Annotated in this window: 19 protein-coding genes and 1 pseudogene; 11 read left to right on the forward strand and 9 right to left on the reverse strand. The window is 71.0% G+C overall.

All coding sequences use genetic code 11. The annotated features are described in order from the left end of the window. Positions 1 to 262: 262 nt before the first annotated feature. Entirely contained in the window at positions 263 to 763 is a 501-nt protein-coding gene (locus tag D7X32_RS16540; RefSeq protein WP_120603511.1) for a hypothetical protein, read from the forward strand. A 166-nt stretch (positions 764 to 929) separates the two neighbouring features. Beyond that, positions 930 to 1,103 carry a hypothetical protein gene (locus D7X32_RS45965; protein ID WP_167506478.1) on the forward strand — a complete coding sequence of 58 codons (174 nt, stop codon included), beginning with the start codon at positions 930 to 932 and terminating at the stop codon, positions 1,101 to 1,103. 89 nt (positions 1,104 to 1,192) lie between these two features. Here D7X32_RS45965 and D7X32_RS16545 read toward each other — a convergent pair whose 3' ends face one another. The 4 genes from D7X32_RS16545 to D7X32_RS16560 form a co-directional block, all read right to left on the reverse strand. Then, complete coding sequence (locus D7X32_RS16545; protein ID WP_120603512.1) at positions 1,193 to 2,419, reverse strand: ABC transporter permease; 1,227 nt, start codon at positions 2,417 to 2,419, stop codon at positions 1,193 to 1,195. Between the two features lie 21 nt (positions 2,420 to 2,440). Next, on the reverse strand, positions 2,441 to 3,667 hold the full coding sequence (locus tag D7X32_RS16550) for an ABC transporter permease (RefSeq protein ID WP_120603513.1): 1,227 nt from the start codon (positions 3,665 to 3,667) through the stop codon (positions 2,441 to 2,443). Positions 3,668 to 3,817: 150 nt separating this feature from the next. After that, entirely contained in the window at positions 3,818 to 5,842 is a 2,025-nt protein-coding gene (locus D7X32_RS16555; RefSeq protein WP_120603514.1) for a lysyl oxidase family protein, read from the reverse strand. A 100-nt stretch (positions 5,843 to 5,942) separates the two neighbouring features. Further along, a complete protein-coding gene (locus D7X32_RS16560) occupies positions 5,943 to 7,928 on the reverse strand; it encodes a lysyl oxidase family protein (protein WP_120603515.1) in 1,986 nt (661 codons plus the stop codon). A gap of 246 nt (positions 7,929 to 8,174) precedes the next feature. On the opposite strand from D7X32_RS16560, the gene D7X32_RS16565 reads away from it, so the two are divergent. Then, a complete protein-coding gene (locus tag D7X32_RS16565; RefSeq protein ID WP_120603516.1) occupies positions 8,175 to 9,932 on the forward strand; it encodes an MDR family MFS transporter in 1,758 nt (585 codons plus the stop codon). A gap of 66 nt (positions 9,933 to 9,998) precedes the next feature. On the opposite strand, the gene D7X32_RS16570 is transcribed toward D7X32_RS16565, so the two are convergent. Further along, positions 9,999 to 11,510 (reverse strand): M20/M25/M40 family metallo-hydrolase, encoded by a 1,512-nt coding sequence (locus D7X32_RS16570; protein WP_120603517.1) that lies wholly within the window; start codon positions 11,508 to 11,510, stop codon positions 9,999 to 10,001. A gap of 283 nt (positions 11,511 to 11,793) precedes the next feature. Between D7X32_RS16570 and D7X32_RS16575 the strand changes: the two genes are divergently transcribed. Both D7X32_RS16575 and D7X32_RS16580 read left to right on the forward strand, forming a co-directional pair. Continuing rightward, a complete protein-coding gene (locus tag D7X32_RS16575) occupies positions 11,794 to 12,783 on the forward strand; it encodes a hypothetical protein (RefSeq protein WP_147450174.1) in 990 nt (329 codons plus the stop codon). A 90-nt stretch (positions 12,784 to 12,873) separates the two neighbouring features. Next, positions 12,874 to 16,269, forward strand: coding sequence for a hybrid sensor histidine kinase/response regulator (locus D7X32_RS16580; protein WP_120603519.1), 3,396 nt, complete (start codon positions 12,874 to 12,876; stop codon positions 16,267 to 16,269). A 4-nt stretch (positions 16,270 to 16,273) separates the two neighbouring features. Here the strand turns inward: D7X32_RS16580 and D7X32_RS44995 are convergent, their stop codons facing one another. Both D7X32_RS44995 and D7X32_RS16585 read right to left on the reverse strand, forming a co-directional pair. Beyond that, positions 16,274 to 16,543: a hypothetical protein gene (locus tag D7X32_RS44995; protein WP_147450175.1), complete on the reverse strand. Its 270-nt coding sequence runs from the start codon at positions 16,541 to 16,543 to the stop codon at positions 16,274 to 16,276. A 604-nt stretch (positions 16,544 to 17,147) separates the two neighbouring features. Next, positions 17,148 to 20,591: an amidohydrolase family protein gene (locus D7X32_RS16585; RefSeq protein ID WP_120603520.1), complete on the reverse strand. Its 3,444-nt coding sequence runs from the start codon at positions 20,589 to 20,591 to the stop codon at positions 17,148 to 17,150. Positions 20,592 to 20,751: 160 nt separating this feature from the next. Here D7X32_RS16585 and D7X32_RS16590 point away from each other — a divergent pair, with 160 nt between their 5' ends. Next, entirely contained in the window at positions 20,752 to 21,201 is a 450-nt protein-coding gene (locus D7X32_RS16590; protein WP_120603521.1) for a PaaI family thioesterase, read from the forward strand. Next, the gene (locus tag D7X32_RS16595; RefSeq protein ID WP_120603522.1) at positions 21,201 to 21,653 is read left to right on the forward strand and encodes a PaaI family thioesterase; all 453 of its coding nucleotides are present in this window, start codon (positions 21,201 to 21,203) and stop codon (positions 21,651 to 21,653) included. The genes D7X32_RS16590 and D7X32_RS16595 overlap by 1 nt, the downstream gene beginning before the upstream one ends. 40 nt (positions 21,654 to 21,693) lie before the next feature. Here the strand turns inward: D7X32_RS16595 and D7X32_RS16600 are convergent, their stop codons facing one another. After that, positions 21,694 to 22,020 carry a pilus assembly protein N-terminal domain-containing protein gene (locus D7X32_RS16600; RefSeq protein ID WP_158625699.1) on the reverse strand — a complete coding sequence of 109 codons (327 nt, stop codon included), beginning with the start codon at positions 22,018 to 22,020 and terminating at the stop codon, positions 21,694 to 21,696. Between the two features lie 246 nt (positions 22,021 to 22,266). Here D7X32_RS16600 and D7X32_RS16605 point away from each other — a divergent pair, with 246 nt between their 5' ends. The 3 genes and pseudogenes from D7X32_RS16605 (at position 22,267) to D7X32_RS16615 (ending at position 24,676) form a co-directional block, all read left to right on the forward strand. Next, entirely contained in the window at positions 22,267 to 23,469 is a 1,203-nt protein-coding gene (locus D7X32_RS16605) for a BTAD domain-containing putative transcriptional regulator (RefSeq protein WP_341868136.1), read from the forward strand. Between the two features lie 157 nt (positions 23,470 to 23,626). After that, positions 23,627 to 24,326, forward strand: a pseudogene (locus tag D7X32_RS47950) (hypothetical protein). After that, positions 24,326 to 24,676 carry a DUF2019 domain-containing protein gene (locus D7X32_RS16615; protein WP_120603525.1) on the forward strand — a complete coding sequence of 117 codons (351 nt, stop codon included), beginning with the start codon at positions 24,326 to 24,328 and terminating at the stop codon, positions 24,674 to 24,676. Before D7X32_RS47950 ends, D7X32_RS16615 begins: the two are co-directional and overlap by 1 nt. An 82-nt stretch (positions 24,677 to 24,758) precedes the next feature. Here D7X32_RS16615 and D7X32_RS16620 read toward each other — a convergent pair whose 3' ends face one another. Beyond that, positions 24,759 to 25,040 (reverse strand): hypothetical protein, encoded by a 282-nt coding sequence (locus D7X32_RS16620; RefSeq protein ID WP_120603526.1) that lies wholly within the window; start codon positions 25,038 to 25,040, stop codon positions 24,759 to 24,761. 236 nt (positions 25,041 to 25,276) lie between these two features. Here D7X32_RS16620 and D7X32_RS16625 point away from each other — a divergent pair, with 236 nt between their 5' ends. Beyond that, positions 25,277 to 26,635, forward strand: coding sequence for an RtcB family protein (locus D7X32_RS16625; RefSeq protein ID WP_120603527.1), 1,359 nt, complete (start codon positions 25,277 to 25,279; stop codon positions 26,633 to 26,635). Positions 26,636 to 26,663: the final 28 nt, after the last annotated feature.

Raw genomic sequence — 26,663 nt, forward strand, 5'->3', positions numbered from 1 at the left:
ACCTCCACCTCCATCTCCAGCGGAGGCAGGTTCCTCCAGTCCTCGGGATGATCAGACGCCCACGCCGGGCGCGCCCACACCCCACGTCGAATCGCGTGAGACCGATACACCCGCGTCCCGCGCGCCTGAACCTCCGCCGCCTCCGCTGACACCCACCGTCCTGGATGCGCCGTTCCTGGACGCGGAGCCTCCGCCTCCCGCCGTGCCTCCCCGGCCACTGCGGCCCTTCATTCCCCATGGGGAACCCGACACGGAGGCCCCTTTGTCCGCGGCCACCTGGGCCGCGCATGGCGGCGTCACGCTGCTGCCGCTGGGCACCGTCTGGGCCGCGACCCGCGTGGGCGGAGACACGCGCCTGGGCGCCACCGCCGCGGAGGCCGCCGCGGGCACCGTGCTCGCTTCGCTTCCGGGGCGCTTCCTCTTCGTCCACCCCTCCTATCCGCAAGGGCGGTGGATGGAGCTGGAAGTGGGCGCGTTCGGCGCCGCCATGGTCGTCACGCCTCCCGTCGCCGCGCTCGGCACCTGGGGCATGGGTGAGATTGCTTTCGGCGACAGCCAGGAGCCCGGCCGCGCGTACCTGGGCGCGCTCGGAGGCGCGGCGGCGGGGATGCTCCTGGGCCTCGCCGCGCATGAAGGCCTGCGCCACCTGGCCGGCTCCAGCGAACGACTGGACTTCCTGCGCCGCTACCTCGCGCTGTCACTCATCGGCAGCGGCGCCACCGTGGGCTATCAGTGGAGCCGCACTCCCACTCCCAGGCATTGACGCATTGTTTCGCCGCACCGGCGTTTCAATTTTCTTCCCGCGTGCGGCGCCTCGGCACCCCGCCCTCCACGCCAGCGCGCGAGCCGGTGACTTCGCCCCTGGCGTTGTCAGCCCCGATCCCTAGAGTGCTCCGTGCAGCGCAAACACACCGCAGGGAGACGACACCATGCAGGCTCGCAAGAACATCCGTCGCTTCGCCTTCGTCCTCGCCGCCGCCGCCACCGTGATGGGCCTGGGCATCGCCGCCACGCCGTCCTCCGCTGACGCCCAGGACTGCACGCCCACGTGTTTCAAGAACCCCATCACCGGGCAGATCACCTGTACGTACCCCTGCCCGTAGTCCCGGGCAGGCCACGACCGTGATGAAAAAAGGCCCCACCCGCTTCATGCCGGGTCGGGGCCTTCTTCATGCACTGCTGAGCGTGCGCGCTACTCCGAGCGCATCGCCTCCACGGGGTCCAGCTTCGCCGCGCGCGCCGCCGGGTAGATGCCGAACGCCAGCCCCACCCCGCAGCTCATCACCAGCGACACCACCACGGACCACAGGGGGACCTCCGTGGGCAGGTTGATCATCCACCGGGCCAGGTGCGCCAGGCCCGCGCCCAGCGCCACGCCCACCGCGCCGCCCACCAGCGACAGCACGACCGCCTCCAGCGCGAACTGCGCGAGGATGCGGTAGCGCTTGGCCCCCAGCGCCTTGCGGATGCCAATCTCCCGCGTCCGCTCCGTCACGGCGACCAGCATGATGTTCAGGATGCCGATGCCGCCCACCAGCAGCGACAGGATGCACACGCCGAAGCTGGCCGCGGACACCGCCGAGGAGAGGTTGTTGAACATCTCCGTGGCGCTCGCATTGTTGTAGAGGAAGAAGTCGTCCGGTTCGTCCGGCTTGAGCGCGTGGCGGCGGCGCATGAGCAGCGTCACCTCATCCTGGGCCCGCTGGAGCACGTCCGGGGACGTCGCCTGGATGCTGATGCGGAAGTCGCGCACGCCGAACATGCCCCCGAACGTGGACAGGGGAATCATGGCCTGGTTGTCCTGGCTGCCGCCGCCCAGGAAGCCGCCCCGGCGCTTGAGCGTGCCCACCACCTGGAAGGTGCGCCCCAGCAGGCGGAACTCACGGCCCAGGGGGTCCACGCCGGGCCACAGCGTGTCCGCCAGGTCCGCGCCAATCACCGCCACGCGCCGGTTGTCCACGAACTCCGCGTCGGTGAAGGGCCGCCCGGTGGCGATGCCCACCGCGTTGGTCTGGAAGTACTCCGCCGTGCCCGCCCAGACGTTCACGTTGGCGCGCGACTCGCGCTCCGAGGTGACGGCCTTCTGGCCGCCCTTGGAGTCCTCGCCGGCCGCCTGCGCGATGGACGGCTGCGTGCGGATGGCGTCCAGGTCCGCGTAGGTGAAGCGCGGCCGGCGCGCGAGCTCCGCGGTGGTCAGCTCGCCCTGGCCGAAGGGCAGCCGCTGCACCTGGAAGCAGTCGCTGCCCAGCTCCGACATCTGGTTGTTCACCTGGTTCCGGAGGCCCTCGATGAGGGACATCATGGACACCACGGTGGTGACGCCGATGACGATGCCCAGCAGCGTCAGGAAGGAGCGCAGGGGGTTGGAGCGGAACGTGCCGAACGCCAGCCGCACCGTGTCCCAGAAAGCCATCCACATGGTCAGGTCTCCCGCTCGCGCCTAGTCGTGGCGGAGCGCTTCCACGGGGTCCAGGTTCGCGGCGCGCGCCGCCGGCCAGATGCCGAACAGCAGGCCCACCACCGCGGAGAAGCCCACGCCCAGCACCACCGTCAGGGGCTGCACCGCCGCCGCCAGGGGCGTGAGGTAGTTCACCAGCCACGCGATGGCCATGCCCACCGCGGTGCCCAGCGCGCCGCCCACCGCGGACACGCTGGCCGCCTCCATGAGGAACTGGAGGATGATGGTGCGCTTTCGCGCGCCCAGCGCCCGCCGCACGCCAATCTCCCGCGTCCGCTCGCGCACGGACACCAGCATGATGTTCATGATGCCGATGCCGCCCACCAGCAGGGTGATGAACCCCACGCCCGTGGCCGCGCCGTAGAGCGCGCCGGTGAGCTGCTTGTACATGTTGGCCAGCTGGTCCGGCCGGTTGATGGCGAAGTCGTCCGGCGCGCCGGGCTTGGTGTTGCGCTCGCGGCGCAGCGTCTCCGTGAGCCGGTCCTGCACGCGGGGCACGTTCTCCTGCTGGTCCACCGCGAGCGCCATGACCACGTCGCGCTGGGTGCCGAAGTGCCCCTGGAACGTGGGGTACGGCAGCATCACCACCAGGTCCACGTTCTGCCCCAGCACGGTGCCGCGCTCCACGATGACGCCCGCGACGCGGTAGGGCCGGCGGTCCACGAGGATGCGGTGGCCCACGGGGTTGATGCCCGGGAAGAGCACCTTGCCCACCTCCGCGCCAATCACCGCGACGGCGGAGCGGTTGTCCACGTCCGCCTCCGTGAGGAAGCGGCCCTGGGCCATCTCCACCGAGGACGTCATGGCGTAGTCAGGGCTGGTGCCCATGGTCTGCACGGAGGCGAGCTTCCGGTTCTGGAAGGACACCTCCGCGTTGATGAACATCATGGGGGCCACCGCGACCACGTGCTCGGAGGCGGCGCGCAGGGGCTCCACCAGGTCCAGCGAGAGCGCCTTGCGGTTGCGGTACGCCCACCAGTCCCCGTTCATCACCCAGGGGAACTTGGACACCTGCAGCGTGTTGGAACCAATCTTGTTGAGCTGGTCCGCGAAGGAGCTGTTCAACCCCTGGATGATGCCGACGATGGCCAGCAGGGTGCACACGCCCACGCCGATGCCCACCGTGGTGAGCACCGTCCGCAGCCGGTTGGAGCGCAGCGAGGTCAGCGCGATGCGCGCCCCCTCCCACACGTCGACCCGGAAGTTCACGAAACCACCCCTTCACGCTGGAAGCCGCGCGGCCTGGCGCACCGGGAAGGTCCCCGGCGGACGGGCCGCGTCAGGCACTCTACGCCCAGGAGGGCCGCCCATTGCACGCGGCCTTCACCGGAGGGCGTTTCCTGGCCGGGTTTCCCGGTTTCAGGGCAGCACGGTCACCGTGTCGCCGGTCAGGCGCACCTTGACGGTGACCTCGTTGGGCAGCGTGCCGGCCTCGTCCACGATGTGGTTCTCATCCACGCCCACGCGCACGGTGTACTCGCCGTCCGGCGTGTCCGTGACGTCCAGCCACTGGCAGGGCAGGTCCGCGGTGTAGACGTCCGACCAGCCGGGTGAGATGCCCGTGCCCGGATCGTACCAGCTGTAGGGCTGGCCGTCCGCGCAGTACTGGGTGAAGTCGATCATGTAGAAGCCCTGCTTGCGCCCCACGGACGTGGTGTTGCCCGCGGCGTCCTTCAGGTCGTAGCCAGCGAAGTTCGTCAGGTGGTGGTGCTCGTGGCACTCGTCGTAGACGAAGAGGTCTGGCCGCTCCTCCGGTGAAGGCACCACCAGCGGGCCCGTGCCCATGTTCATGATGGAGGTGGTGAAGCGCAGCAGGCGCCGCTCACCGCCCGCGGGCACGCAGCCCTCGCGCACCTCGCACGAGTCCGCCGTGAAGGAGCGCCGCTCCAGGTAGAGCGTGCGCGCGATGACGTCCCGGTCCACCGTCAGGTCCGGCTTGCCGTTCACCGGATCCACCTGGAGGCCGCACGTCCGCGTGGGGGCCAGCGCCGGCGCGGGCTCTTGCGAGTCCGGCACCGCGCCGCCGCCGAAGATCATCACCTGGCCCAGGGCGGACGGGCCGCCGCTTCCCGAGGGTGTGCCCGCGGGCGTGCCGCTGAGTCCCGGGGACACGCCCAACACCAGGTCGTCGTACCCGTCCCCGTCCAGGTCGCCCGCGGAGGCCATGCCCAGGTAGTCGGTGCCCAGCGACGTCTGGAGGCCAAGCCGGTTGGCGCGCGGCCACGCCCACACCGGCTCCAGCGGGCCGGACACGTTCGCCGTGGGGCGGAAGAGGTAGGCGCGGCCCACGGCGCCAACGGCGAAGTCGTGGCCCGTGCCGCCCTCCACCATGGAGCCCACGGGGACGACGGTCTTGCTGAAGGTGAGGAAGGCCTGTCCGAAGAGAGGGAAGGCCGCGTCGTCCATGGGCTGCCAGGTCACCTGCGGCGCGTAGCCCGCGGCCACGGCGTCGGACAGGTGCAGGCGCTGGCTGCCGTCCAGGAGCAGGAGCGCCTCCGGGCGGCCGTCTCCGTTCAGGTCGGGCAGCGCGGCGAACAGCTCGGCCTGGCCGGTCCACACCGGCGAGGCCGTGAGCGGCCCTTCACAGACGCGAGCGCTGCCCGCCTTGCAGCCGAGGAAGAGCTCCACCTTGAAGTCGTCGTGGGTCACGGCCAGATCCTGGACCCCGTCCCCGTCGGCGTCGCCCGCGGGGCTGGGGACGCCGGTCAGCGTGCGCACGGCGGTGAAGGCCCCCTCCGGTGCTCCCGGCGTCGCCCGGTACACGGTGAGCTCGCCGGCGAGCGTGGAGACGGCGAGCTCGTCCTTCCCGTCCCCGTCCAGGTCCAGCAGCCGCGCGCCGTTGAAGCGCAGGGTGGTGGAGTCCGGCGCGCGGAACACCGGCTGGATCAGCAGCTGGGACAGGTCCGGCCCGCCCTTGAAGACGCTGACGCCGTAGGAGGTGGCGACGAGCACGTCCGCGTACGCGTCCCCGTCGATGTCGCCCGTGGTCACCGTCATCCGGTAGCTGGAGGCGCGGGGGCTGGGGTGCACCCACGTCAGAGTGGTGGTGACCGGCGTCTTCGTGAAGTCGCGCGCCTCGCCCGCGTACACCATCACGCGGCCCGGATCCGTCCGGGTGCTCGAGCAGGGCGCGGATGTCACCAGCAGGTCCTTGCGCCCATCGCCGTTGACGTCGCCCAGCGCCACGGTGCGGCCGAAGCACTCGTGGGGATTCGTGCCGTCTCCGAACACCTGCCAGCGCGGCGTCTCGGAGAGGGTGGGCGTGACGGAGGTGCCGCCGTCGTCCGGAGTGCCAGCATCGGGTCGGGGCTGCGGGTCGTCCTTGCAGCCCGTCACGGCCAGAAGCCCCACCACCGCGCAAGACCGCGCGAATCGCATCCGCATCGTGTCGCCCTCCCCGGGAATGGACCGGCCGGCCTTCCACCCGCCCTGTTCCCAGGAGTCCCCTCGCGGGGAAACGATGCGCGCGGTCTGCCCTTTCGCCTCAGGGCAGCACGGTCACCGTGTCTCCCTTCAAACGCACCTTGACGGTGGCCTCGTTGGGCAGCGCGTCGAGCTCGTCGATGATGTGGTTCTCATCCACGCCCACCCGCACGGTGTAGTCGCCGTCCGGCGTGTCCGTGACATCCAGCCACTGGCAGGCGGTGTCCGCGGTGTAGACGTCCGACCAGCCCGGGGAGATGCCCGTGCCCGGGTCGTACCAGGCGAACGAGGTGCCGTCCGCGCAGTACTGGGTGAAGTCCACCATGTAGAAGCCCTGCTTGCGCCCCACGGCCAGGGAGGTGCCGGAGGCATCCTTGAGGTCGTAGCCAGCGAAGTTCACCAGGTGGTCGTGCTGGTGGCACTCGTCATAGACGAAGAGGTCCGGCCGCTCCTCCGGAGAAGGCACCACCGCGGGCGCGGTGCCCATGTTCATGATGGAGGTGGTGAAGCGCAGCAGGCGCCGCTCGCCGCCCGCGGGCACGCAGCCCTCGCGCACCTCGCAGGAGTCCGCCGCGAAGGAGCGCCGTTCGATGTAGAGCGTGCGGGCGATGACGTCCCGGTCCACCGTCAGGTCCGGCTTGCCGTTCACCGGATCCACCTGGAGGTTGCACGTCTTCGTGGTCATCAGCGCGGGCGCGGGCTCCTGCGAGTCCGGCACCGTGCCGCCGCCGAACACCACCACCCGGCCCGGGGCGCGCGTGCCGTCGCTCTCCTGCGACAGGCCCACCACCAGGTCGTCGTACCCGTCCCCGTCCAGGTCGCCGGGGCTCGCCACGCTGGGGAGGGTGAAGCCCAGCATCGTCTGGGGCAGGAGGCGGTTGGCGCGCGGCCACGACCACACCGGCTCCAGCGGACCGGACACGTTCGCCGTGGGGCGGAAGAGGTACACGCGTCCCAGCGAGGCGAAGACGAAGTCGTGGCCCGTGCTGCCCTCCACCATGGAGCCCACCATGGCGCTCTGGGCGGCCACGCTGGGGAAGGCCGGGTCGTCCATCAACTGCCACACGGGCGTGGCGGAGTAGCCCTGGACGGAGGCGTCGGACAGGTGCAGGCGCACGCTGCCCCGGAGCCCCACGAGCAGCTCCGGACGGCCATCTCCGCTCAGGTCCGGGAGGGACCTCGCGCTCTCCGCCGTGCCCTTCCACACCGGCTGCGTGGTGAGCGAGCCATCACAGGCGCGCGCGCTGTCCGCCTTGCAGCCCAGGAAGAGGCCGTAACTGCTCTCCTCTCCGAACAGGGCGACGAGCAGGTCCTGGGCGCCGTCCCCGTCCGTGTCTCCCGCGGGCTGCGCGTAGCCGGACAGCACGCGCACGTTGGTGAAGGGGCCATCCTTCCCGCCAGGCGTCGCGCGGTAGAGGGTGGTGCTGCCGCTGAAGGTCGTGACGAGGAGGTCATCCAGCCCGTCGCCATCCACGTCCAGCAGCCGCGCGATGGCGAAGCGCGTGGTCGAGGAGTCCGGCACGCGGAACACCGGCTGGGCGAACACCTGGGACAGGTCCGGCCCGCCCTTGTACACGCTGACGCCGTAGTAGCTCTTCACCAGCACGTCCGCGTACGCGTCCCCGTCCACGTCGCCCGTGCCCACCGTCATCTGGTAGCCCGACGTGCGCGGGCTGGGGTGCACCCACGACAGCGTCGAGGTGACGGGGGTCTGGGAGAAATAGGAGGCCTGCCCCGGGTACACCATCACGCGGCCCGGGTCCGTGGGGCCGCTCGTGCACGGCGGTGAGATGACCACCAGGTCCTGGCGGTCATCGCCGTTGATGTCGCCCAGCGCCACGCCGCGGCCAAAGCACTGCTTCGCGTTGAGGCCATCCCCTTCGACCTGCCAGCGCGGCGTTTCGGAGAGGGTGGACCCGGCGGTGCCGGCATCCTCCTGGGAGCCAGCATCCGGGACGCCCGCGTCGGGCTGGGGCTTCGGGTCGTCCTTGCAGCCGGCCGTCAGGGACATCATCACCGCGCAGGCCAGCGCTCCACGGATCCGCATGCGTCACTCCTCGGTAGGACGCGCTCACGACCAAGGCGCGGCCGACGTCCGGCAGGAAGGGATGCGCAGGATAGAACCGCGCGCGCGCTTCCCCGAAAGACCCTTGCCCGGTGAATGGTTCTTTCGATGGATGCCCGACGGCCCATTGCCTCCCGGACGGAGAGCAGCCGAGCGGACGGGCGTGGTCAGCCCCCGCCGCCATCCCCAGATTCGCGCGGATGCACGCGTGCAGCGCGTGCCCGAGCCATGGCCGACACCGCCGCCGACACCGCCCTGGACTCCCGCGCCGCGCCGGCGTCCGAGCGGTTCAGCCGTTCACAGAAGGCCTTCACGCTGGCGGGGGCGCTGCTGGGGCTGCTGCTGGCGGCGTTGGATCAAACCATCGTCGCCACGGCGGGGCCCACCATCCAGGCGGACCTCCACATCGCGCCGGAGCACTACCCGTGGCTCACCACCGCGTACCTGGTGGCCTCCACGATGATGGTGCCCGTGTGGGGCAAGCTGTCGGACCTGCTGGGCCGCCGCGCGGTGCTGGTGGCGGGCATCGCCGTGTTCCTCACCGGCAGCTTCCTGTGCGGCGCGTCCCGCTCCACGCTCGCGCTCATCCTCTGCCGCGCGGTGCAGGGCCTGGGCAGCGCGGCCCTCTTCACCGGCTCCCTGGCGGTGGTGGCGGACCTGTTCCCTCCGCGCGACCGGGGCAAGTACCAGGGCCTGTTCGGCGCGGTGTTCGGCCTGTCCAGCGTCATTGGTCCGCTGGCTGGCGGCTTCATCACCGACGCGCTGGGCTGGCACTGGGTGTTCTTCATCAACCTGCCGGTGGGCGCGCTCGCGCTGACGCTCATCTTCCTGCGCATGCCGCCGCTCAAGCCGGAGGGCGTGCAAGGCGGGAGTCTGGACATCCCGGGCGCGGCGGCGCTGGCGGTGGGCGTGGTGCCGCTGCTGCTCGCGCTCAGCCTGGGCCATGGCGCGGCGGCACCGAGGGCGGGCGGGTTCGCGTGGGGCTCCGCGCCCATCCTGGGGCTGTTCGCGCTGTCGGCGGTGGGGCTGGGACTCTTCGTGTGGCGGGAGCGCCATGCGAAGGAGCCGCTGCTGGAGCCGTCGCTGTTCCGCGTGCGCGCGTTCTCCGCGGGCAACGCGGCGGTGTTCACCATTGGCGCGGTGTTCCTGGCGTCCGTCACCTTCCTGCCGCTGTTCATGGTGAACGTGGTGGGGCTGTCGGCGACGCACTCCGGGCTGACGCTCACGCCGCTGACCCTGGGCGTGGTGGCGGGCAACGTGCTGTCCGGGCAGCTGGTGTCACGGCTGGGCCGTTACAAGGCGCTGATGGTGGGGGCGCTGCTGTTCCTCATGGGCGGCTTCGCGGTGATGGGCTTCACGCTGACGCCCGACTCCAGCCAGGCCGAGGTCACGGTGAAGATGGTGCTGGTGGGCCTGGGCCTGGGCCCGTCCATCCCGCTCTACACCGTGGCCGTGCAGAACTCCGTGCCGCCCCAGCGCATTGGCGTGGCCACGTCCGCGACGACGTTCTTCCGGCAGCTGGGCATGACGGTGGGCGTGGCGCTGCTGGGCACCGTGTTCGCGGGAACGCTGAGCCGGGAGATGCACGCGCGCACGCAGCAGGCCACGCACGGGCTGCCTCCGGACGTGCGTCAGGAGCTGCGCGCGTCCGCGCCGGGAGGCCTGGGCGGAGAGGGCGCGCCTCAGGGCCAGAAATTCCAACCGGAAGAGGTGAAGGCGAAGCTGCGGGAGGGCTTCGCGGAGGAGCGGCGGCAGGCGTTGCAGGAAGGGCCGGAAGCCCGCGCGCGTGTGGACGCCGACGAGGCCCGAGCGCTGTCCACCGTGGACCGCGTGGAGCGCGCGCTCAAGGAGTCCTTCACCCGCGCGACCATGGCGGTGTACCGCGTCGCCATCTTCGTCGCGCTGGCGGCCCTGCTCGTCACGCTGCTGCTGCCGGAGCTGCCGCTCCGGCGGGGTGGGCCGCGCAAGGCCCCGGCGGAGGCGTAAGCGCCACCGCCTCCCCGTATCGCGGACGCGCCCGGGCGAGGCCCGCGCCACGACGTGCCGGGCGCCCTACTTCTTCGCCGGCGGCGGTTCGTCCGACTCCGGCGCGGTGGGCCGCACGAGCGTGCCCGGCGCCTCCGCCAGCGCGTACGCCATCCACGTCACCGCCGCGGTGCTGCGCGACAGGTCCTGCGGATCCACCTTGTCCAGCGTGTCCGCCATGGAGTGGTGCACGTCGAAGTAGCGGCTGCTGTCCACCCGCACGCCCACGAAGGGCACGTGCGCGGGCTCCATGGGGCTCAAGTCCGCGCCCGTCGCGTGCCCCACCAGGAACCGGGCCGCGCCCAGCCCCTCCAGCGGTGCCAGCCACGGCCGCATCAGCGCCTCACCGCCCGGCCCCGCGTGCAGGCTCACGCCCAGGGGGCGCCCGCCGCCCGCGTCCATCTCCACCGCGGCCACATGCTTGGACAATTCCTTCGCGTGGGCCTCCGCGTACGCGCGGCCGCCGCGCAGCCCGTTCTCCTCGTTCATGAACAGCACCACGCGCACCGTGCGCCGGGGCGCCTGGGGCAGCTTCGCGATGAGCCGCGCGGCCTCCATCACCATCACCACGCCCGCGCCGTCGTCGTGCGCGCCCGTGCCCACGTCCCACGAGTCCAGGTGCGCGCCCAGCAGCACCACCTCGTCCGGCTTCTCGCGGCCCCGCACCTCCGCCACCACGTTGGACGAGTCCGCCTCCGGCAGGTCCGAGCACCCCAACACCAGCCGCACCTTCACCGTCCCGCCCTGGAGCATCCGGTGCAGCGTGAGCGCGTCCTCCACCGACACCGCCGCCGCGGGCAGGCGCGGGCCGCCCTCGTCGAAGCGCGTGGCCCCCGTGTGCGGCGTGCGCAGCGACGCCGTGGCCAGCGAACGCACCAGCGCCGCCACCGCGCCCTGCTTCGCCGCCGCCGCCGGCCCCCGGCTGCGCATCCCCGCGAAGCGGCCGTAGTCCGCCGCCTCCGACATGGTGTGGTTGAAGAGCACGATGCGGCCCTTCACCTTGTCACCCAGCGCGGCCAGCTCCTCCAGGGAGTTCACCTCCACCACCTCCGCCGTGATGCCCTCCGGCGGCGTGGGCGCGCTGCCCCCCAGCGCCAGGAGCGCCAATGGCAGGCCGCGAGTGCGTTCGGAGGAGAGGATTTCGCCGTGCTCCTCGCCCCGCACCCAGCGCGGCACCTTCACCGGCTCCTTCCACGCCTTCACCCCATCCGCCTGGAAGGAGCGCAGGGCCCACTGCACCGCGGCCTCCGCGGACTCGGAGCCCGACAGGCGCGGACCCACGCCGTCCGTCAGCTCCGCCAGCCGCGCGTAGGCATGGCCTTCCGCGAGCGCGGGCCCCACCAGCTTCGCCGCCGTGGCCTGCTGCGCGGCGCTCAGCTTCGACACGGCCGGGGGCGCCGCCTTCACCGACGCGGTGGCCGCGGACTTCGGCGCGGGGTCCTGGGACGGCGCGGTGGCGGTGTTCTGGGGGGCGGGCGATGCCGAGGTGAGCAGGTGCAGGGCCAGCGAGACGGGCAGGACGAAGGCGGACGTGGACACTCGAATCCTCGACGGGACCTGGAGAATGAGCGGGGCGAGGTGGAAGTCCCAGGGGCCACCGCGCGCCGAGAGGGGGAACGCGGCGCGCGGGGCTCAACTGGGACGTCACGCACCGGTTCCGCGGTTGGGGAACGCGAGGCCCGGTACATACGCCATCTTCCAAGAAGAAGAGGACGTGCGTGCATTCTTTAAAGAAATTCTTCGCAGCGTCAAGGCGGGAAGTGAGCATTGCGACTCGCGGGTGATGTGAGTGTTCACGACCCTCCGCTACGCCAGACGTCCCATGACACCCACCCCTCCCGGGCGACTCGAGACGTCCTGCCAGAGCCTGGAGGCCCTGGGTGCGTGGCTCGCGTCCCGTGATTTCGGCCGCTTGGAAGATGACGCGCTGCCCATGCTGCTGCTCGCGGTGCACGGGCGGGACTTCACGCGCGACTTCCGGGAGGAGTTCGACGCTGGAGACGACTGGGCCCCCGCGCTGGGGCGGACGGCGCGCGCGGTGGGCCGCGCCTTCGACTTCCTCCGTGAAGACGCGGGCATCGCGCACCTGAGCCTCGTGCCCAGGCCGGACGTGCTGCCCCTGTTGTGCCGCTTCTTCCACCTGCATCCCCAACCGCCGGCGGAGTCCCGCGTGCGGCTGGCGCACTGGCTGTGGCGCCATGCCCTCTTCGACACCGCGCGTTCACCGCCGGACACCGATGCGCTCGCGAGCTTCGCCCTGCTCACGCCGGACGCGGGCGCCTCCGTGCGCGCGCTGCTGGACCGCGTGGGGCCGCCACCTCCGCGAGGTTGGGAGCGCTATTCACAGCCCGGCATGGCGGGGCTCGCGTCGGTGGCGGACCGGGTGGAGGCCAACGCGCTGCTGGCGCTGAAGCCCCGGCACCTGCTCACCAGCGCCGTGCTGGAGCCGGGCCCGCTGCTGGAGGTCCAGGGCGCGGTGGCCTTCCTGCCCCTGTTCCCACCACCGCTGTCGGGGGCCGCCCCGCCGCCGGGTCCGGGGAGCGACCTGCTGCTCACCCTGGCGAACCAGGTCTTCCACCCGGTGCTCGCGCCGGGCCGGTCCCTGCTGGGGCTGGTGCGCGCGGGCGTGACGCCTTCGGCCGTATTCCCCACCCACGCCCTGGGTCCTGACGCCCTGGCTGCCCTGCGGCTGGGCGACGGAGCGGGTTTCCTCGCGCGGCGGCGCGACGGACTGGTGACGCACATCCGGGCGTTCATCCGGGCGCGAACGGGCGCGGACCCCGAGGAGGATGCTTCGATTCCGCAGGAATGATTCCCCCGGAATTCTCCGTTGCTCCCCCCGGAGGACCCGGGCGACAGTGCCACAGCCGGGAGGTCGCCCCCCGACCCGCGGCCCCCCTGCATGAGCGTGCCCCCTTCCGACACCGAACAGGCCCTGAGGGCCGAGGTCGAACGTCTACGGCTCCGCCTCCGCGCAGCGGGCCTGGATGACGGCACCGGCACGGTCCCGGAGGCGGCGGCGCCCCACGACCTGGACGCAGAAGAGCGGCTGCGCGTGAAGCGCGAACAGCTGCGGCTGGCGCAGGAGGCGGGCGGCATCGGCGTGTTCACGCTGGACATCCCCAGCAACCTGCTGACGGTGACGCCGGAGTTCTGCCGGTTGTACGGCGTGCCGCCCACGGACACCCTGCCCGCGCCGGTCATCGAGGCGCTCGCGCTGGAGGAGGACCGGCACCGGGTGTCCAACGCGCGCACGCGCGGGACGGGACAGGTTCCCCCTTCGGTGGAGTACCGCATCCGCCGGGCGGACACCGGGGAGGTGCGGTGGATCCACCGGCGGGCGTCGCTCGTGTACGACGCCGCTGGCAAGCCCGTGCAGCTCATTGGCATCACCCAGGACGTCACCGAACGGCAGCAGTCCGAAGAAGCGCTGCGCGCGGCGAACGAGCGCGTGCAGCTGGCACTGAACACCGAGGCGATGATTGGCACCTGGGTGTGGGACGTGCCCGACAACCGCGTCGTCACGGACGAGCGCTTCGCGCACTCCTTCTCGTTGAATCCCCAGCAGGCGCGCGAAGGGCTGCCCATCGACCAGTTCGTGGCGGCCATCCACCCGGAGGACCGGCCCGGCGTGGAGGCGTCCATCGCCCACACGCTGAAGGCGGGCGGTTCGTACCGCGCCGAGTACCGCGTGCGCCGCGCCGACGGCGTCTACCGGTGGGTGGAGGCCAGCGGCCACTGCGTCCGCACCCCGGCGGGCATCCCGCTGCGCTTTCCCGGCGTGGTGGTGGACATCGACGCGCGCAAACAGGCGGAGCTGCGGCAGGGAGCGCTGCTGGAGATGGCGGACCGGCTGCGCGAGGCCTCGTCTCCGGATGCCGCCGCGCAGCTCGCCATGGAGGTGGTGGGCCGGATGCTGGGCGTGCCGCGCGCGGGCTACGGCACGGTGGACGCGGCGCACGCGCTGGTGCTGATGCACCCGAACTGGGTGGCCTCGCCGGACGTGGCGCGCGTGGAGGGCGTGCACCGCTTCCACGACTACGGCGTGTTCCTGGACGACCTCCTCCAGGGCGAGGTGGTGGCCATCCCGGACGTGCGGGAAGACCCACGCACGGCGTCCCAGGCGGCCACGCTGGAGCAGGTGGGCATCCGGGCGCTGTTCAACATCCCGCTCCTGGAGCACGGCCGGTTCGTGGCGGTGCTGTTCCTGCACGACGTGCAGCCGCACCGCTGGACGGAGGAGGAGATGGAGCTGTCGCGCAGCGTGGCCGACCGCGTGTGGGCGACGTTGGCGAGGCTCAAGGCGCTCACGGACCTGAAGCAGGCCAACGAGACGCTGGAGCAGCGCGTGGAGCAGCGCACGCGGGAGCGGGACCGCGTGTGGAACGTGTCCCAGGACCTGCTGGTGGTGGGGAGCCTGTCGGAGGGGAAGTTCCTCAGCGTCAACCCGGCCTGGACGCAGATGCTGGGGTGGACGGAGGAGGAGCTGCTGGGCCGCACGTCGGAGTGGCTGGAGCGCGCGGACGACTACTCGCGGACGCGCGACGAGGTGACGCGTCTGGCGGGAGGGCAGCCCACGCTGAACTTCGAGAGCGCCTACCGGTGCAAGCACGGCGGCTACCGGCGCATCTCCTGGACGGCGGTGCCGGTGCCGGAGGACGGCGTGCTGTACGCCAGCGGGCGCGACGTCACCGAGCAGCGGCAGACGGAGGAGCAGCTCCGCCAGGCGCAGAAGATGGAGGCGGTGGGGAAGCTCACGGGCGGCGTGGCGCACGACTTCAACAACCTGCTCCAGGTGGTGGGCGGAAACCTGCAACTGCTCCAGCGCGACGTGGCGGGCAACGAGCGCGGCTTGCAGCGGGTGCGCTCGGCGCTGGGCGCGGTGGAGCGCGGGGCACGGCTGTCGGCGCAGTTGCTGGCGTTCTCACGGCGGCAGCCGCTGGAGCCGCGCTCGCTGAGCCTGGGCCGGCTGGTGCGGGGCATGGACGACCTGTTGCGCCGCGCGCTGGGCGAGGACGTGGAGGTGGAGACGGTCATCGGCGGCGGGCTGTGGAACACGCTGGCGGATCCGCACCAGTTGGAGAACGTCATCCTCAACCTGGCCATCAACGCGCGCGACGCGATGAAGGGCAGCGGGAAGCTGACGCTGGAGTTGAGCAACGCGTCGCTGGACGACCACTACGCGCAGGCGCACCCGGAGGTGATGGCGGGGGCGTACGTGCTGCTGGCGGTGTCGGACACGGGCGGGGGCATGACGCCCCAGGTGATGGAGCGCGCCTTCGAGCCCTTCTTCACGACGAAGCCGGAGGGCCGGGGCACGGGCCTGGGGCTGAGCATGGTGTACGGCTTCGTGAAGCAGTCCGGCGGGCACGTGAAGCTCTACAGCGAGCTGGGGCACGGCACGACGGTGAAGGTGTACCTGCCGCGCGCCTTCCAGCCGGAGGCGCCGGTGACGGAGGTGGTGACGGGGCCGGTGGAGGGCGGGCGGGAGACCATCCTCGCGGTGGAGGACGACGCGGACGTGCGCGCGACGGTGGTGGAGCTGCTGACGGAGCTGGGCTACCGCGTGTTGCGCGCGGTGGACGGGCAGAGCGCGCTGTCCATCCTGAAGAGCGGCGTCGCGGTGGACCTGCTCTTCACGGACGTGGTGATGCCGGGGCCGGTGAGGAGCCCGGAGCTGGCGCGGCAGGCGAAGGCGATGCAGCCGGACATCGAGGTGCTCTTCACGTCCGGCTACACGGAGAACGCCATCGTGCACGGCGGCCGGTTGGACCCGGGCGTGAGCCTGTTGTCCAAGCCGTACCGGCGCGAGGACCTGGCGCGCAAGGTGCGGGCGCTGCTGGACCAGCGGCAGCAGCGGCTGATGACGCCGAAGCTTCAGTGGCCGGAGCGCGCCGCGGAGCAGCCGACGGCGACGCAGGAGTCCGCGCGGCGGATGCACGTGCTGCTGGTGGAGGACGACGAGGACATCCGCGCGTCCGCCAGCGAGCTCTTGGGATTGCTGGGGCACGCGGTGATGCCGGTGGCGAGCGCGGAGGAGGCACGGGTGGCGCTGGCGGCGGAGCGGTTCGACGTGCTCTTCACGGATGTGACGTTGCCGGGCATGTCGGGCGTGGACCTGGCGCGCGAGGTGGCGCTGCGCAAGCCCGCCATGCGCATCATCATCGCGTCCGGCCACGGCCGCGCGGCGCTGGACGGGGATCCTCAGCAGTGGCTGGGCGTGGTGGTGCTGCCCAAGCCCTACGCGCTGCCGCAGATCCAACAGGCCCTGGCCCAGGTGGCCGCGACGGCCCGCTGAGGGCTCAGCCGCGCTTGCGCTCCAGGAATGCCAGCAGGCCTTCCGTGTTGCGGCGCTCGTGGTCCTCCAGGGACGGCAGGTACTCGCGGACCTCCGCGAGCATGGCCTCCGCCGCGGGCAGGTCCGCGGGGGAGACCTTGAACGCCCACTGCCAGTACTCCGCGGCGGTGTACGAGTACATCGTCGTATCAAGCGGATGCCGGAGATAGGCGCGCAGCGCGCCACGCACGACCCTCGGGGTCTGCCCCCAATGCGCGGCGCAGAAGAACACCATCCTGGCGAGATCCCGGCGAAGCGCGGCCGACGGCACCCGTCCCGCATGGCGCCGCTCCACCTGCTTGAGGCCGGCGCGGAAGCGTGGCCAATCTCTTGGGGCAAGCCCGCTCGTCTCTGATGCATCCTCCATGTAGGCACGCCAGTTCGGCTCACGGAAGGACGGGTCCGAGAACGCTTTTCTTACTTTCGTAGGCATTTCAGTTCCTCTGCCTTCCAATTATAGATGGCATCGGGCCAGAACCCGTTGGCCATGCAGTAGGAGCGGCAAGAGTCACAAAGGCTCTCCCCCTTCACGCGTCCGGGATTGCTGTCTCCGCCCATATCTGTACAGCGAACGTAATCGTCGGTGCAGGACCTCCTGACACGTTCGGCTTCCTCCTTCCGCGTCTCCTCCCCCGCCCCAGGAGGAGGCAACGGGTTCGGCTTCCGGGGCGGCTTCATCGCCTCCACTGTCTCGCATGCCGCCGCCGAGCCGTTCTTGCATTGGCAATCCACCGTGCTGACACAGCCCGGCCCGGGCCCAGGGCCCAGGGATTGATTGAACTGTCGCGGGCCACCTGCTGCGCAGCCCGCGAGCCCTCCGCACATCAACACCACGAGTCCTAATCGCATACCTGTTCGTTCGCATGCGTGGAGGCCCGGGGGCTCCAGCCCTCGTTGCCATCCTTCTCGAAGTAGAACTTCGCGCGCGTGCGCTGCCGCGTGCCCACTTCGTTCAACGTGTTCGCGTCGAACAGCCGCCCGTTCACCATCGTGTAGCGCACCGTGCGGCTGTTGGAGATGTCCTCCAGCGGGTTCTTGTCCAGCACCACCAGGTCCGCCAGCTTCCCCACCTCCAGCGAGCCCAGGTCCTTGTCCATGCCCAGGTGCCGCGCGCCATTCAGCGTCCCCACGCGCAACGCCTGCATCGGTGACATGCCGCCCTGCACGAACATCGCCAGCTCCCAGTGCGCCGCCAGGCCTTCACGCTGCCCGTGCGCGCCCAGCTGCACGCTCACGCCCAGGTCGTTCAGCTCCTTCGCCGCCCGCGCCACGTTCTGGTGATTGAACTCCTCGTCGGGGATCATCACGCGGCGCCGTGAACGCCCATCCACCACGCGCCGGGGCACGAACGACAAGAGGCGCGTGTCCTCCCAGACGTTCGTCTTCTGGTACCAGTAGTTCTCCCCCATCAACCCGCCGTAGGCCACGCCCAGCGTCGGCGTGTAGTCCACCTTCGTGCCCTTCCAGAGCTGGCGCACGTCGTCGTAGATGCGCGCCACCGGCAGCGAGTGCTCCAGCCCCGTGTGGCCATCCACCACCATGGTCAGGTTGTGCTGGAGCAGCGAGCCGCCCTCGGGCACCACCAGCATGTCCAGCTCGCGCGCCGCCTGGAGAATCTTCTGCCGCTGGTCGCGCCGGGGCTGGTTGTAGCTCTTCACGCTGAACGCCCCCAACGCCTTCATCCGCCGCAGGTGCCGGCGCGCGTCGTCCAGCGTGTCAATCTCCACGTGCGCGTCCGCGCTCGCCGCGCCGTACAGGATGGTGCCCGTGGAGAAGATGCGCGGCGACGTCAGCATCCCCGCCTTGCCCAGCTCGCTCGCGGCGAAGATGGTCTCCGAGTTGTTCGACGGGTCGTGCAACGTCGTCACCCCGAACGCCAGCGACGCCGCCTGCACCCAGCTCTGCTCCGGCATCAGCCCGTCCACGCCCATGGCCCCGTGCCAGTGCACGTCCACCAGGCCCGGCATCAGCGTCTTGCCCTTCACGTCCACGATCTTCGCGGACGCGGGCACGTTCACCTTCCCCACCGGGCCCAGCGCCACGATGCGGTTGCCCTTCACCACCACCACGCCCTCCTCCACCACCTGCTCGCCCTTCATCGTCACCAGCCGCCCACCCACCAGCGCCAGCGTCCCCTCCGGCACGTCCGACTTCGAGGAGAACGCCACGTCCACCCCATCCGCCTCCGGCGGCGGCAGCGTCTTCGGAGCCCCCTCCACGAACGTGAACGCGTCCTTCAGCGCCCGCGTGTAGAGCTTCGGCCCCAGCGCCCAGTGCAATGACAGCCGCGCGTCCGTGCCGGACCAGTGCAGGTATTCGCCCGCGTCACGGCTCACCTGCGTCACCGGCATCGCCTTGGTGCCCGGCCCCACCCGAGCCTCCTTCGCGCCGCGCACGAAGGGCGTCACGTACGCGTTGAAGTCCTCGCGGAAGGCCACCCACCGGTCATCCGGCGACACGCGCATCTCCAGCGCGCCACCGCTCGTCAGGTGCGTGCGCGGCTCGCCCCCGTCCATCCCGATGCTTCGCAGCGTGCGCACGTCCTCCGTGTCCTTGGACTCCACGTGCAGGAAGTACACGCGGTCCGACTTCGCGCCGAAGTGCGGCTGCTCCCCTTCCCGCGTCAGCTTGCGCGCCACGGCCCCGCCGGTGGACGGCACCACGAACAGCCCCGTCTCCCGGCTCCACGTGCCGGGCATCAGGTAGCCGTCGCCCGTCGTCCGGTACACCACCCACTTGCCGTCGGGGCTGAGCGCGGGCTCCACGTAGTAGCCCGGCTGCGCCGTCACCACGCGGCCCTCGCCGCCCGTCGCCGCCACCACGCGCACCGCGCCCAGCGCGTCGTCGTCCCACGTCGTGTAGACGATGGAGCGCCCGTCCCGGGAGAACGACGGGTAGAACTCCAGGTGCTCGTTCTGCCGCGTCAGCCGGCGCGGCGTCCCTGACGGCAGCTCCTTCACGTAGAGCTTGCCCAGCGCCTGGTACACCAGCCTCTTGCCATCCGGTGACACCTGCACCCAACGCAGCATCTTCACGTCGAAGCGGTCCGGCGCCACGGAGCGCGTGCTCTTCACCGCCGCGAACACCGTGCGCGTACCCTTCACGTGGAAGGGAATGGGCGTCACCTGCTTCGTCGCCACGGCGATGCGGTGCAACGTCCCGCCCGCCCAGAACACCAATGACTTGTTGTCCGGCGTCCACGCCATCACCGGAGACACGCCGTGGATGGCCCACGTCTCCTGCATGTCGCGGTCGAGCCCGTCATACAGCGGCCGCTCCGCCCCGGACTTCACGTCCGCCACGTACAGCACGCTCTTCGCGCGCACCCGCCGCACGAACGCCAGCTGCTTGCCGTCCGGCGACGGCGTGGGCCGGATGGAGCCACCCGGACCGGTGACGAAGGGCTCCACCTCCTTCGTCTCCAGGTCCAGCCGCTGGATGGCGTAGAGCTCCTTGTTCGGGTCCTTGTCGTACTCGAAGCTCTTCCCCGGCGTGATGTCCTGGCTGAAGTAGACGTAATGGCCGTCCGGGGAGAACGCGGGCTCGCCCAGGTCCTTCTGGTCGTTGGCGCGCTCCGTGAGCTTCACCCCTTCTCCGCCCGCGCGGTGGAACATCCACACCTCGCCCGCGCCCAGCGAACGCCGGCCGGTGAAGTGCTTGCGCGCCACCAGGAACTGGCCGTCCGGGCTCCACGCCGGGCTGTTGAGCAGCCGGAACTTCTCCTGCGTCACCGCGCGGGGATTGCCTCCGTCGCGGTCCATCACCCAGACGTTGTCCCCGCCGCCCCGGTCGCTCGTGAACGCGATGGACTTCCCATCCGGGCTGTAGCGCGGCTGCATGTCCCACGCCGCGCCGGACGTCAGCGCGCGCGCCTCGCCCCCCGCGATGGGCAGCGCGTAGATGTCCCCCAAGAGGTCGAAGAGGATTTCGTCGCCGCGCGGGCTCACGTCCACGTTCATCCACGTGCCCTCGCGCACGTCGATGGGCACCTGCGTGGTGGCCACGCCCGGCGGCGCGTCCACTCGCCATTCCTCCTTCTTCGCGTCCGGCTGCTCCGGCGTGGCGACGGGGGCCAGGGTGCCGCCGTCGCCCTCGCTCGCCCGGGCGGCTTCGCGCGCGGTGTCCTTGGGCGCGGGCGGCGGAGGCGGTTCCTGCGGAGGTGCCTCGCCCTGTCCGGGCGGTGCGGGAGCGGGCGCACCCGCGGGCCGGGGCAGGGGCTGCGCCGCCAGGAGCAGGCCGGGGACGAGCAGCGCGAAGCAGAGGGACGAGAGGGGTCGGTTCACCGGAAGTGTCCTCGGGGAAGACGCGGGGCGCGGCATCCTGCCAGGATGCGTGGGCTGTCAGGGCGCCCGTGAACTCGCGGGCAGGCAGGCCTGTTCCTGGGCGCGGCGTGCCGCGGTGCGTTCCCCCGGCGCGGTCCGAATCTGCTACTGCATCCGCCCTATGTCGGACTTCAGTCTTCCCGTGGACACGGAGGCGCGGCGCGAGAAGCTCGCCGTGCTGTTCACCGAGGCGGTGCCCCACAACCATGCGCTCGGGCTGAGGCTGGAAGCGGTGGGCGCCGCGGATGCGACGGTGGTGATGCCCTACGCGGACGTGCTCGTCGGCAACCCGGAGACGGGGGTGGTGGCGGGCGGCGCGGTGACGACGCTCATCGACGCGGCGAGCGGCACGGCGGTGATGGCGGCGCTGGACGCGTTCGCGGCCATCGTCACGCTGGACCTGCGAATCGACTACCTGCGCCCCGCGCGTCCGGGCCTGCCGCTGACCGCGCAGGCCGAGTGCTACAAGGTCACCCGCCTCGTCGCCTTCGTGCGCGCGCTGGTGCACCAGGGCGACCCGGCGATGCCGGTGGCCTCGTCGCAGGGCACCTTCATGCGGGTGGAGGACTGATGAGCACGCCTTCCCTTCCCCTCGCGGACCTGGTGCGCCTGGTGCGCCAGTCGCGCGAGTACCACCGCCTCACCGACGCCATCCCCTACACGCGCTTCATGGGCATTGGCGTGGAGAACCTGGCCGGCGAGATGCTCTGCCGCATGCGCTATGCGCCGCACCTCATTGGCAACAGCCTCCTGCCCGCGCTGCACGGCGGCACGCTGGGGGCGCTGCTGGAGTCGAGCGCCATCTTCGAGCTGCTGCTCCAGACGGACACGGAGCGCGTGCCCAAGGTCATCTCCACCACGGTGGACTTCCTGCGCTCGGGCAAGGCGCAGGACACCTTCGCGCGCGCGTTCATCACGCGGCAGGGACGGCGCGTGGCCAACGTACGCGTGGAGGCCTGGCAGGACGACCGCACGCGGCCCATCGCCAGCTCGCACGCGCTGTTCCTGCTGTCCGAGCCGTGAGGCTCCGGAGCTCGGGGAAGCTGGGGGAGCTCGGGGGACGCTAGCCGTCCACCACGATGCGGTACGTGCGGCGCTTGCCGCCGTTGCCCCAGACGATGAGGGTGGTCTTCCCCGCCGCCAGCGCGGAGATCTCCACCCCGTCCGTCCCGGTCGTCTTCACGTCCGCGATGGACGGGTCCCCCAGCGCCACGCGGCTCAGGCCCGGCACCGTCAGCACCCGCTTCGCGCCCTTCTTCAGGGTGAGCGTTTCGTCCGCGGCTGGCGCCTCCTCCTGGTCCGCGGTCCGAGCAGCGGGCTCCTTCGCCCCCGCGGGCATGGCGCCCAGCAGCAGGGTTCCCAAAGTCAGTGCCACGAAGCGTGAAGCCATGCGTGCGACCTCCAGTGTCTCCGGGGGAGCCCGAAGCTGTCCCAATGTCCCATGCGTGCGCATCCGACGTCTCCGGAGAGTCCCCGGAATACAGGGACTGGCGTTGTTACAGCGTGGTTCCCATTTCTACAGGGTTCCTGCCGGGTCATGAAGCAGACAGCGTGAACGGCCGCACGGTGAGCTGCCTTTGGGTCCGCCGGATGGAGGACAGGGATTCCGGTCCAGGGTCGCGGTGGGGGCGAGGCAGTGAACGCGAGCGCGCGTCACGGGAGCGCGGCACGTCGCCTGCTAGCTCACGGGAGCGACACCGACGCGGAGACCCCCATGAGCGAGCGCGAGTCGATGAAGCTGCGGGAGTTGAAGGAAGCCGCCCATGCGCTGTACCAGCGGGGGAGGTATGCGCAGTGCGTGGAAACGTACGCGCAGCTCGCGAAGCGGCTGCCGCGAGACGCGAATGTGCGCGTCCGGCTGGCGGAGGCCTGCCGCCGCGCGGGTCAGCGGGAGCAGGCCGTCGCCGCGTACCGTGAAGCCGCGCAGGTGCTGTTGTCACTGGGTTGCGAATCCCGCGCGAGGGGCGCGCTGAAGGCCGCGCTGGAGTTGGATCCGAGGGACCCGAAGCTGCAGATGGAGCTGGTGCAGCTGGGCCAGGGCGCGGTGACGCCGACGGAGCTGGAGGACGAGCAGCTCTACCGCTTCGACCGGCTGCCGCCGCCGACGCCGCCGCCCGGGCGGATGCGGAGCGTGCCGCCGCCTCCGCCGCCGAGCTTCGTGCTCAACGCCGCGCAGGAGCCGGCCGCGCCAGGCGGTCTGCCCGTGGCGCCGCCCATCGCGCCGCTGAACGCTCCGGGGGCGCGGAGCGCGGGGCAGGGACGGCAGGCGGTGCTGTCCCACGCGCGTCCTGTCGCGCCGGCGGTGACGCCCGTGAGGGATTCGGCGACGGAGACGATGTCGCGGTCGATGAAGGCGGCGGGTGCGCCGCGTCCGCCGGAAGCCGCGGCGCTTCCGAAGGTCATCGTGTCGATGGCCGCCTTCGCGGATCCGCCGGCCGCCAGCGCCTCGCAGGGCCCCGGAGGGAACACGCCTCCGGGCATCACGCCCATCACGGTGGGCAGGTCCGTGCCACAGAAGGTCCTGCCCGGAGTGCCGCTGAGCCTGCCCGCGCTGCCCCGGAACCCGCCGGTGGATGCGGCCATGTCGAAGCCCGCTTTGACGCCGGAGCGTCCCACCGTGAAGGTCCTCGCGCTGCTGAACCGCACGTCCGAAGCCCTGCCGACGCCGCCTCCTCCCGCGCCAATGGCACCGCCGCCGGCCGTGCTGCCCTACAAGCCGGAGATGCGCCGCCTGGCGCCCAACGTGGTGGCCCTGCGTGTGTCACCGCAGGCGCGCTGGGTCATCATCCGTTCGGAGAGCGAGCTCCAGGTGAGCCGTTCGGAGGAACTGCCCGGCTAGCCAGCAGCCGCGCACCGGGGCGGGGCGGTTCACTCTCCGTTCCGCGTGAACCCCACGAGCATGGATTGGCGCCTTCCGGCGTCGCCCCTCTCTGTTCGTCTGGCATTGCATGCTCAAATGCCTCTCACGGAGCGTCCCGGCTCCGGGAGGACTCCGCATGCGGCCCTGGTGGTTGATTCCGCTCCTGCTCGTGCTGCTGACCGGATGTAGCGGCGTCACGCGATCGGTGCGTCTGGAAACAGGCAGGGGTCCCCCTATCGTGGTGACACCGCGTCCCGGTGCCACGCCGGTGGAAGTGGACGCGGACAACTTCGAGGAAGCCGTCTCGGTGCTGGCCCGGGCCGTGCGTCCGTCCACGCGCCCCCAGGACGCGGCTCGGCGCCTGTGGCAGGTGGAGCCGCGCAGTGGTTCGTACCTTTTTGACCCGCGCAGCCATCGCATCACCCCGCTTGGTCCGGATGAGCACCTGGAAGGCGTCGCCTGCAGCGCGGACGTGGAGCTGACGCGAGCCTATCTGCGCTGGTGCGAGCGCACGGGCAGGTCTGGCGACTGCCTGCACCTGCTGATGGAGAGCCCCACGGTCAGCGGGTCCGGGCAAGGAGTGGCACCACATCGTCGAGCAGACTCCGGGCAACGTGCAGCGGTTCGGGCCCCAGGCCCTTCACAACACCGAGAACGTCATCCCGCTGGACAAGGCTCTGCACACCCGAGTCAGCGAGCTCTATTCCGCGATCCGGCGTAACCTCACGGGCACGGGCAGCCTGACCGTACGGAAATGGTTGATCACGCAGTCGTACGAGGCACAGCGCGACTTCGGACTGCGAGCGATCGAGAACGTGTCGAAGGGGCTTTGGTGATGAACCTGGAGAAGCTGGTCGAACAGGTCGCCCTGCACGTCGCCGCCCAGACCGATGCCATCTGGCAAGGCGACTCCAAGACCGGCAACAAGCACGCCAGGAAGTACGGGGCCGCGATCGATCAACTCCTGGCCCACGGCGATGCCGGACGGGATGCGCTCCTCGTGCTGCTCAAGCATGAGCGCATGGACGTCCGCGTGATGGCCGCCGCCCACCTGCTCCGCTACCGGACGGCTGAGGCCAGGGCGGTCCTGGAGGAAGCCGCCAGGGGCCAGGGACTCGTGCCCTTCGAAGCCTCTGAGGCCTTGAAGCGGTGGGAGGAAGGCACCTGGTCCCTGGACCCGGGATAGCCATCCCCACCACGAACCGTGGCGCCCTCCCCTGCCATGGGAAGGACGCCCGGATTCCACCCTGCTCAGGAACGGCCCTGGCCTACATGGACACGGACTTCGCCGGGTCGATGAGGCTCTGGAGCGGATTCGTGGCCTCCGCGGTCTCCTGCTCCACGTCCGGCTCGTAGGCGCGGACCTGCGCCTCGCAGTGGTTGCTCTTGCGATTCTGGTGGCAGTGCCGGATGCCGTACACGTGATGGCAGCCGCATGGATCCACGCGCTTCTTGGCGCACAGCGACGGATTGAACACCGGAGCCGCGGTCACCTCCACCGGCCCGGCCTGCAACGACATCGCCAGCACCATCCCCGTCAAAAACCCCATCGCCCACCCCCTTGATGCACGCTGGAGAAATGGGAATGCCGATCGGATGACGCAAGCCCCAGGCTTGTCTGAATGCCGATCCGTGCACTCCCGGCCGTTCCCTCCGTCCACCGCAGGAGGTTTCCAGCCCGGCGCAGGCCAGGCAGCCAGCCATTCGTCTGTCCGGAACCCGGCACCGTCAGGGATGATGGAGGGCTTCGTCCCTGCCGCGGGTTCACCCACCTGGGGGATTCACCATGAGCTGGAAGCAACACCTGGAAAAGGTCTCCGAGGGCCACTACGTCCTGCCGCGCACCAAGACCATGCGCGTGCACGCGGACCTGTTCCTCTCCGACAAGCTCCTCTGGGGGGAAGAGGGCAACCCGGAAGCCCCTGCCCTGGAAGACGCCGTCTTCGATCAGGTCGTCAACGCCGCCACCTTCCCCGGCGTCACCCGCGTCGCCGTCACGCCCGACTGTCACGTGGGCTATGGCGTCCCCATTGGCACCATCGTGGAGACGGACGGCACCCTGCTGCCCACCGCCGCCGGCTACGACATCGGCTGCGGCATGGTGCAGCTCCAGACCTCCCTCACCGTGGAGGACGTGGCCGACCCCGCGAAGCGCCGCCAGTGGATCAACGAGGTGACCGAACGCATCGCCGTGGGCGTGGGCGCCACCCGCGCGCGCAAGCAGCGCCGGCTCAGTGAACCCACCCTCAAGGAGGTCCTACGCCACGGCGCCAAGGCCCTGGGCCGCGCCCGCTCCGTCACCGAGCGCGACTTCATCCCCGTGGAGGACACCGGCGTGTCCATCCCCGAGCGCGCCTACGACAAGCGCGGGCAGCTGGGCAGCCTGGGCGGCGGCAACCACTTCACCGAGATGCAGGTGGACGAGCTGGGCCGCGTCTGGGTGATGCTCCACACCGGCAGCCGGGGCTTCGGCTGGAACATCGCCAAGCACTTCTTCGTCGCGGGGGCCGCGCAGCTGGGCCTCAAGAGCCGCAGCGAGGACTTCGTCTGGCTGGACGCGGACAGCCCCCTGGGCCGCAGCTACTGGAACCTGCACAACATGGCGGCCAACTTCGCCGTGGCCAACCGGCTGCTCATCGGCGAGGCCGTGTGCGGGGCGCTCGAGGACGTGTTCGGCGGCACCGCGAGCATCTACTACGAGATCAGCCACAACCTCATCCAGCGCGAGGGCGGCAAGTTCGTCGCGCGCAAGGGCGCCACGCGGGCCTTCCCCGCCGGCCACCCGGCCCTCAAGGGGACGACGTGGGAGGCCACCGGGCATCCCATCCTCATCCCCGGGTCCATGGAGACGGGCAGCGCCATCCTCTTCGCGGAACCGGGGGCGGAGAAGTCCATCTACTCGGTGAACCACGGCTCTGGACGCCGGCTGTCACGGGCCGCCGCGCGCCGGCAGCTCCAGCAGGAGGAGACGGACCGGCGCATGGCGGAGGCCGGCATCCTGCTCAACACCCGCACCACGCCGCTGGACGAGTCCGGGCCCTGCTACAAGAACCTGGACGACGTGCTGGAGACGGTGGAGCAGGCCGGACTCGCCCGGGTGGCCCACCGCCTCAAGCCGGTGGCCTGCATCAAGGGTGCGGACTGACGGGGTATCCCTGGAAGGGGGCTCGTGG

Source organism: Corallococcus carmarthensis, from assembly GCF_003611695.1.
Classification (GTDB): Bacteria; Myxococcota; Myxococcia; order Myxococcales; family Myxococcaceae; genus Corallococcus; species Corallococcus carmarthensis.

Excerpts from the sequence above, each read along its gene's own strand:
- D7X32_RS16580 (WP_120603519.1), top strand. The coding sequence starts at position 12,874 with ATGAGCGTGCCCCCTTCCGACACCGAACAGGCCCTGAGGGCCGAGGTC.
- D7X32_RS16600 (WP_158625699.1), bottom strand. The coding sequence starts at position 22,020 with ATGGCTTCACGCTTCGTGGCACTGACTTTGGGAACCCTGCTGCTGGGC.
- D7X32_RS16555 (WP_120603514.1), bottom strand. The coding sequence starts at position 5,842 with ATGCGGATGCGATTCGCGCGGTCTTGCGCGGTGGTGGGGCTTCTGGCC.
- D7X32_RS16545 (WP_120603512.1), bottom strand. The coding sequence starts at position 2,419 with ATGTGGATGGCTTTCTGGGACACGGTGCGGCTGGCGTTCGGCACGTTC.
- D7X32_RS16565 (WP_120603516.1), top strand. The coding sequence starts at position 8,175 with ATGGCCGACACCGCCGCCGACACCGCCCTGGACTCCCGCGCCGCGCCG.
- D7X32_RS16595 (WP_120603522.1), top strand. The coding sequence starts at position 21,201 with ATGAGCACGCCTTCCCTTCCCCTCGCGGACCTGGTGCGCCTGGTGCGC.
- D7X32_RS16590 (WP_120603521.1), top strand. The coding sequence starts at position 20,752 with ATGTCGGACTTCAGTCTTCCCGTGGACACGGAGGCGCGGCGCGAGAAG.
- D7X32_RS16560 (WP_120603515.1), bottom strand. The coding sequence starts at position 7,928 with ATGCGGATCCGTGGAGCGCTGGCCTGCGCGGTGATGATGTCCCTGACG.
- D7X32_RS16625 (WP_120603527.1), top strand. The coding sequence starts at position 25,277 with ATGAGCTGGAAGCAACACCTGGAAAAGGTCTCCGAGGGCCACTACGTC.
- D7X32_RS16615 (WP_120603525.1), top strand. The coding sequence starts at position 24,326 with ATGAACCTGGAGAAGCTGGTCGAACAGGTCGCCCTGCACGTCGCCGCC.
- D7X32_RS44995 (WP_147450175.1), bottom strand. The coding sequence starts at position 16,543 with ATGGTGTTCTTCTGCGCCGCGCATTGGGGGCAGACCCCGAGGGTCGTG.
- D7X32_RS45965 (WP_167506478.1), top strand. The coding sequence starts at position 930 with ATGCAGGCTCGCAAGAACATCCGTCGCTTCGCCTTCGTCCTCGCCGCC.
- D7X32_RS16575 (WP_147450174.1), top strand. The coding sequence starts at position 11,794 with ATGACACCCACCCCTCCCGGGCGACTCGAGACGTCCTGCCAGAGCCTG.
- D7X32_RS16620 (WP_120603526.1), bottom strand. The coding sequence starts at position 25,040 with ATGGGGTTTTTGACGGGGATGGTGCTGGCGATGTCGTTGCAGGCCGGG.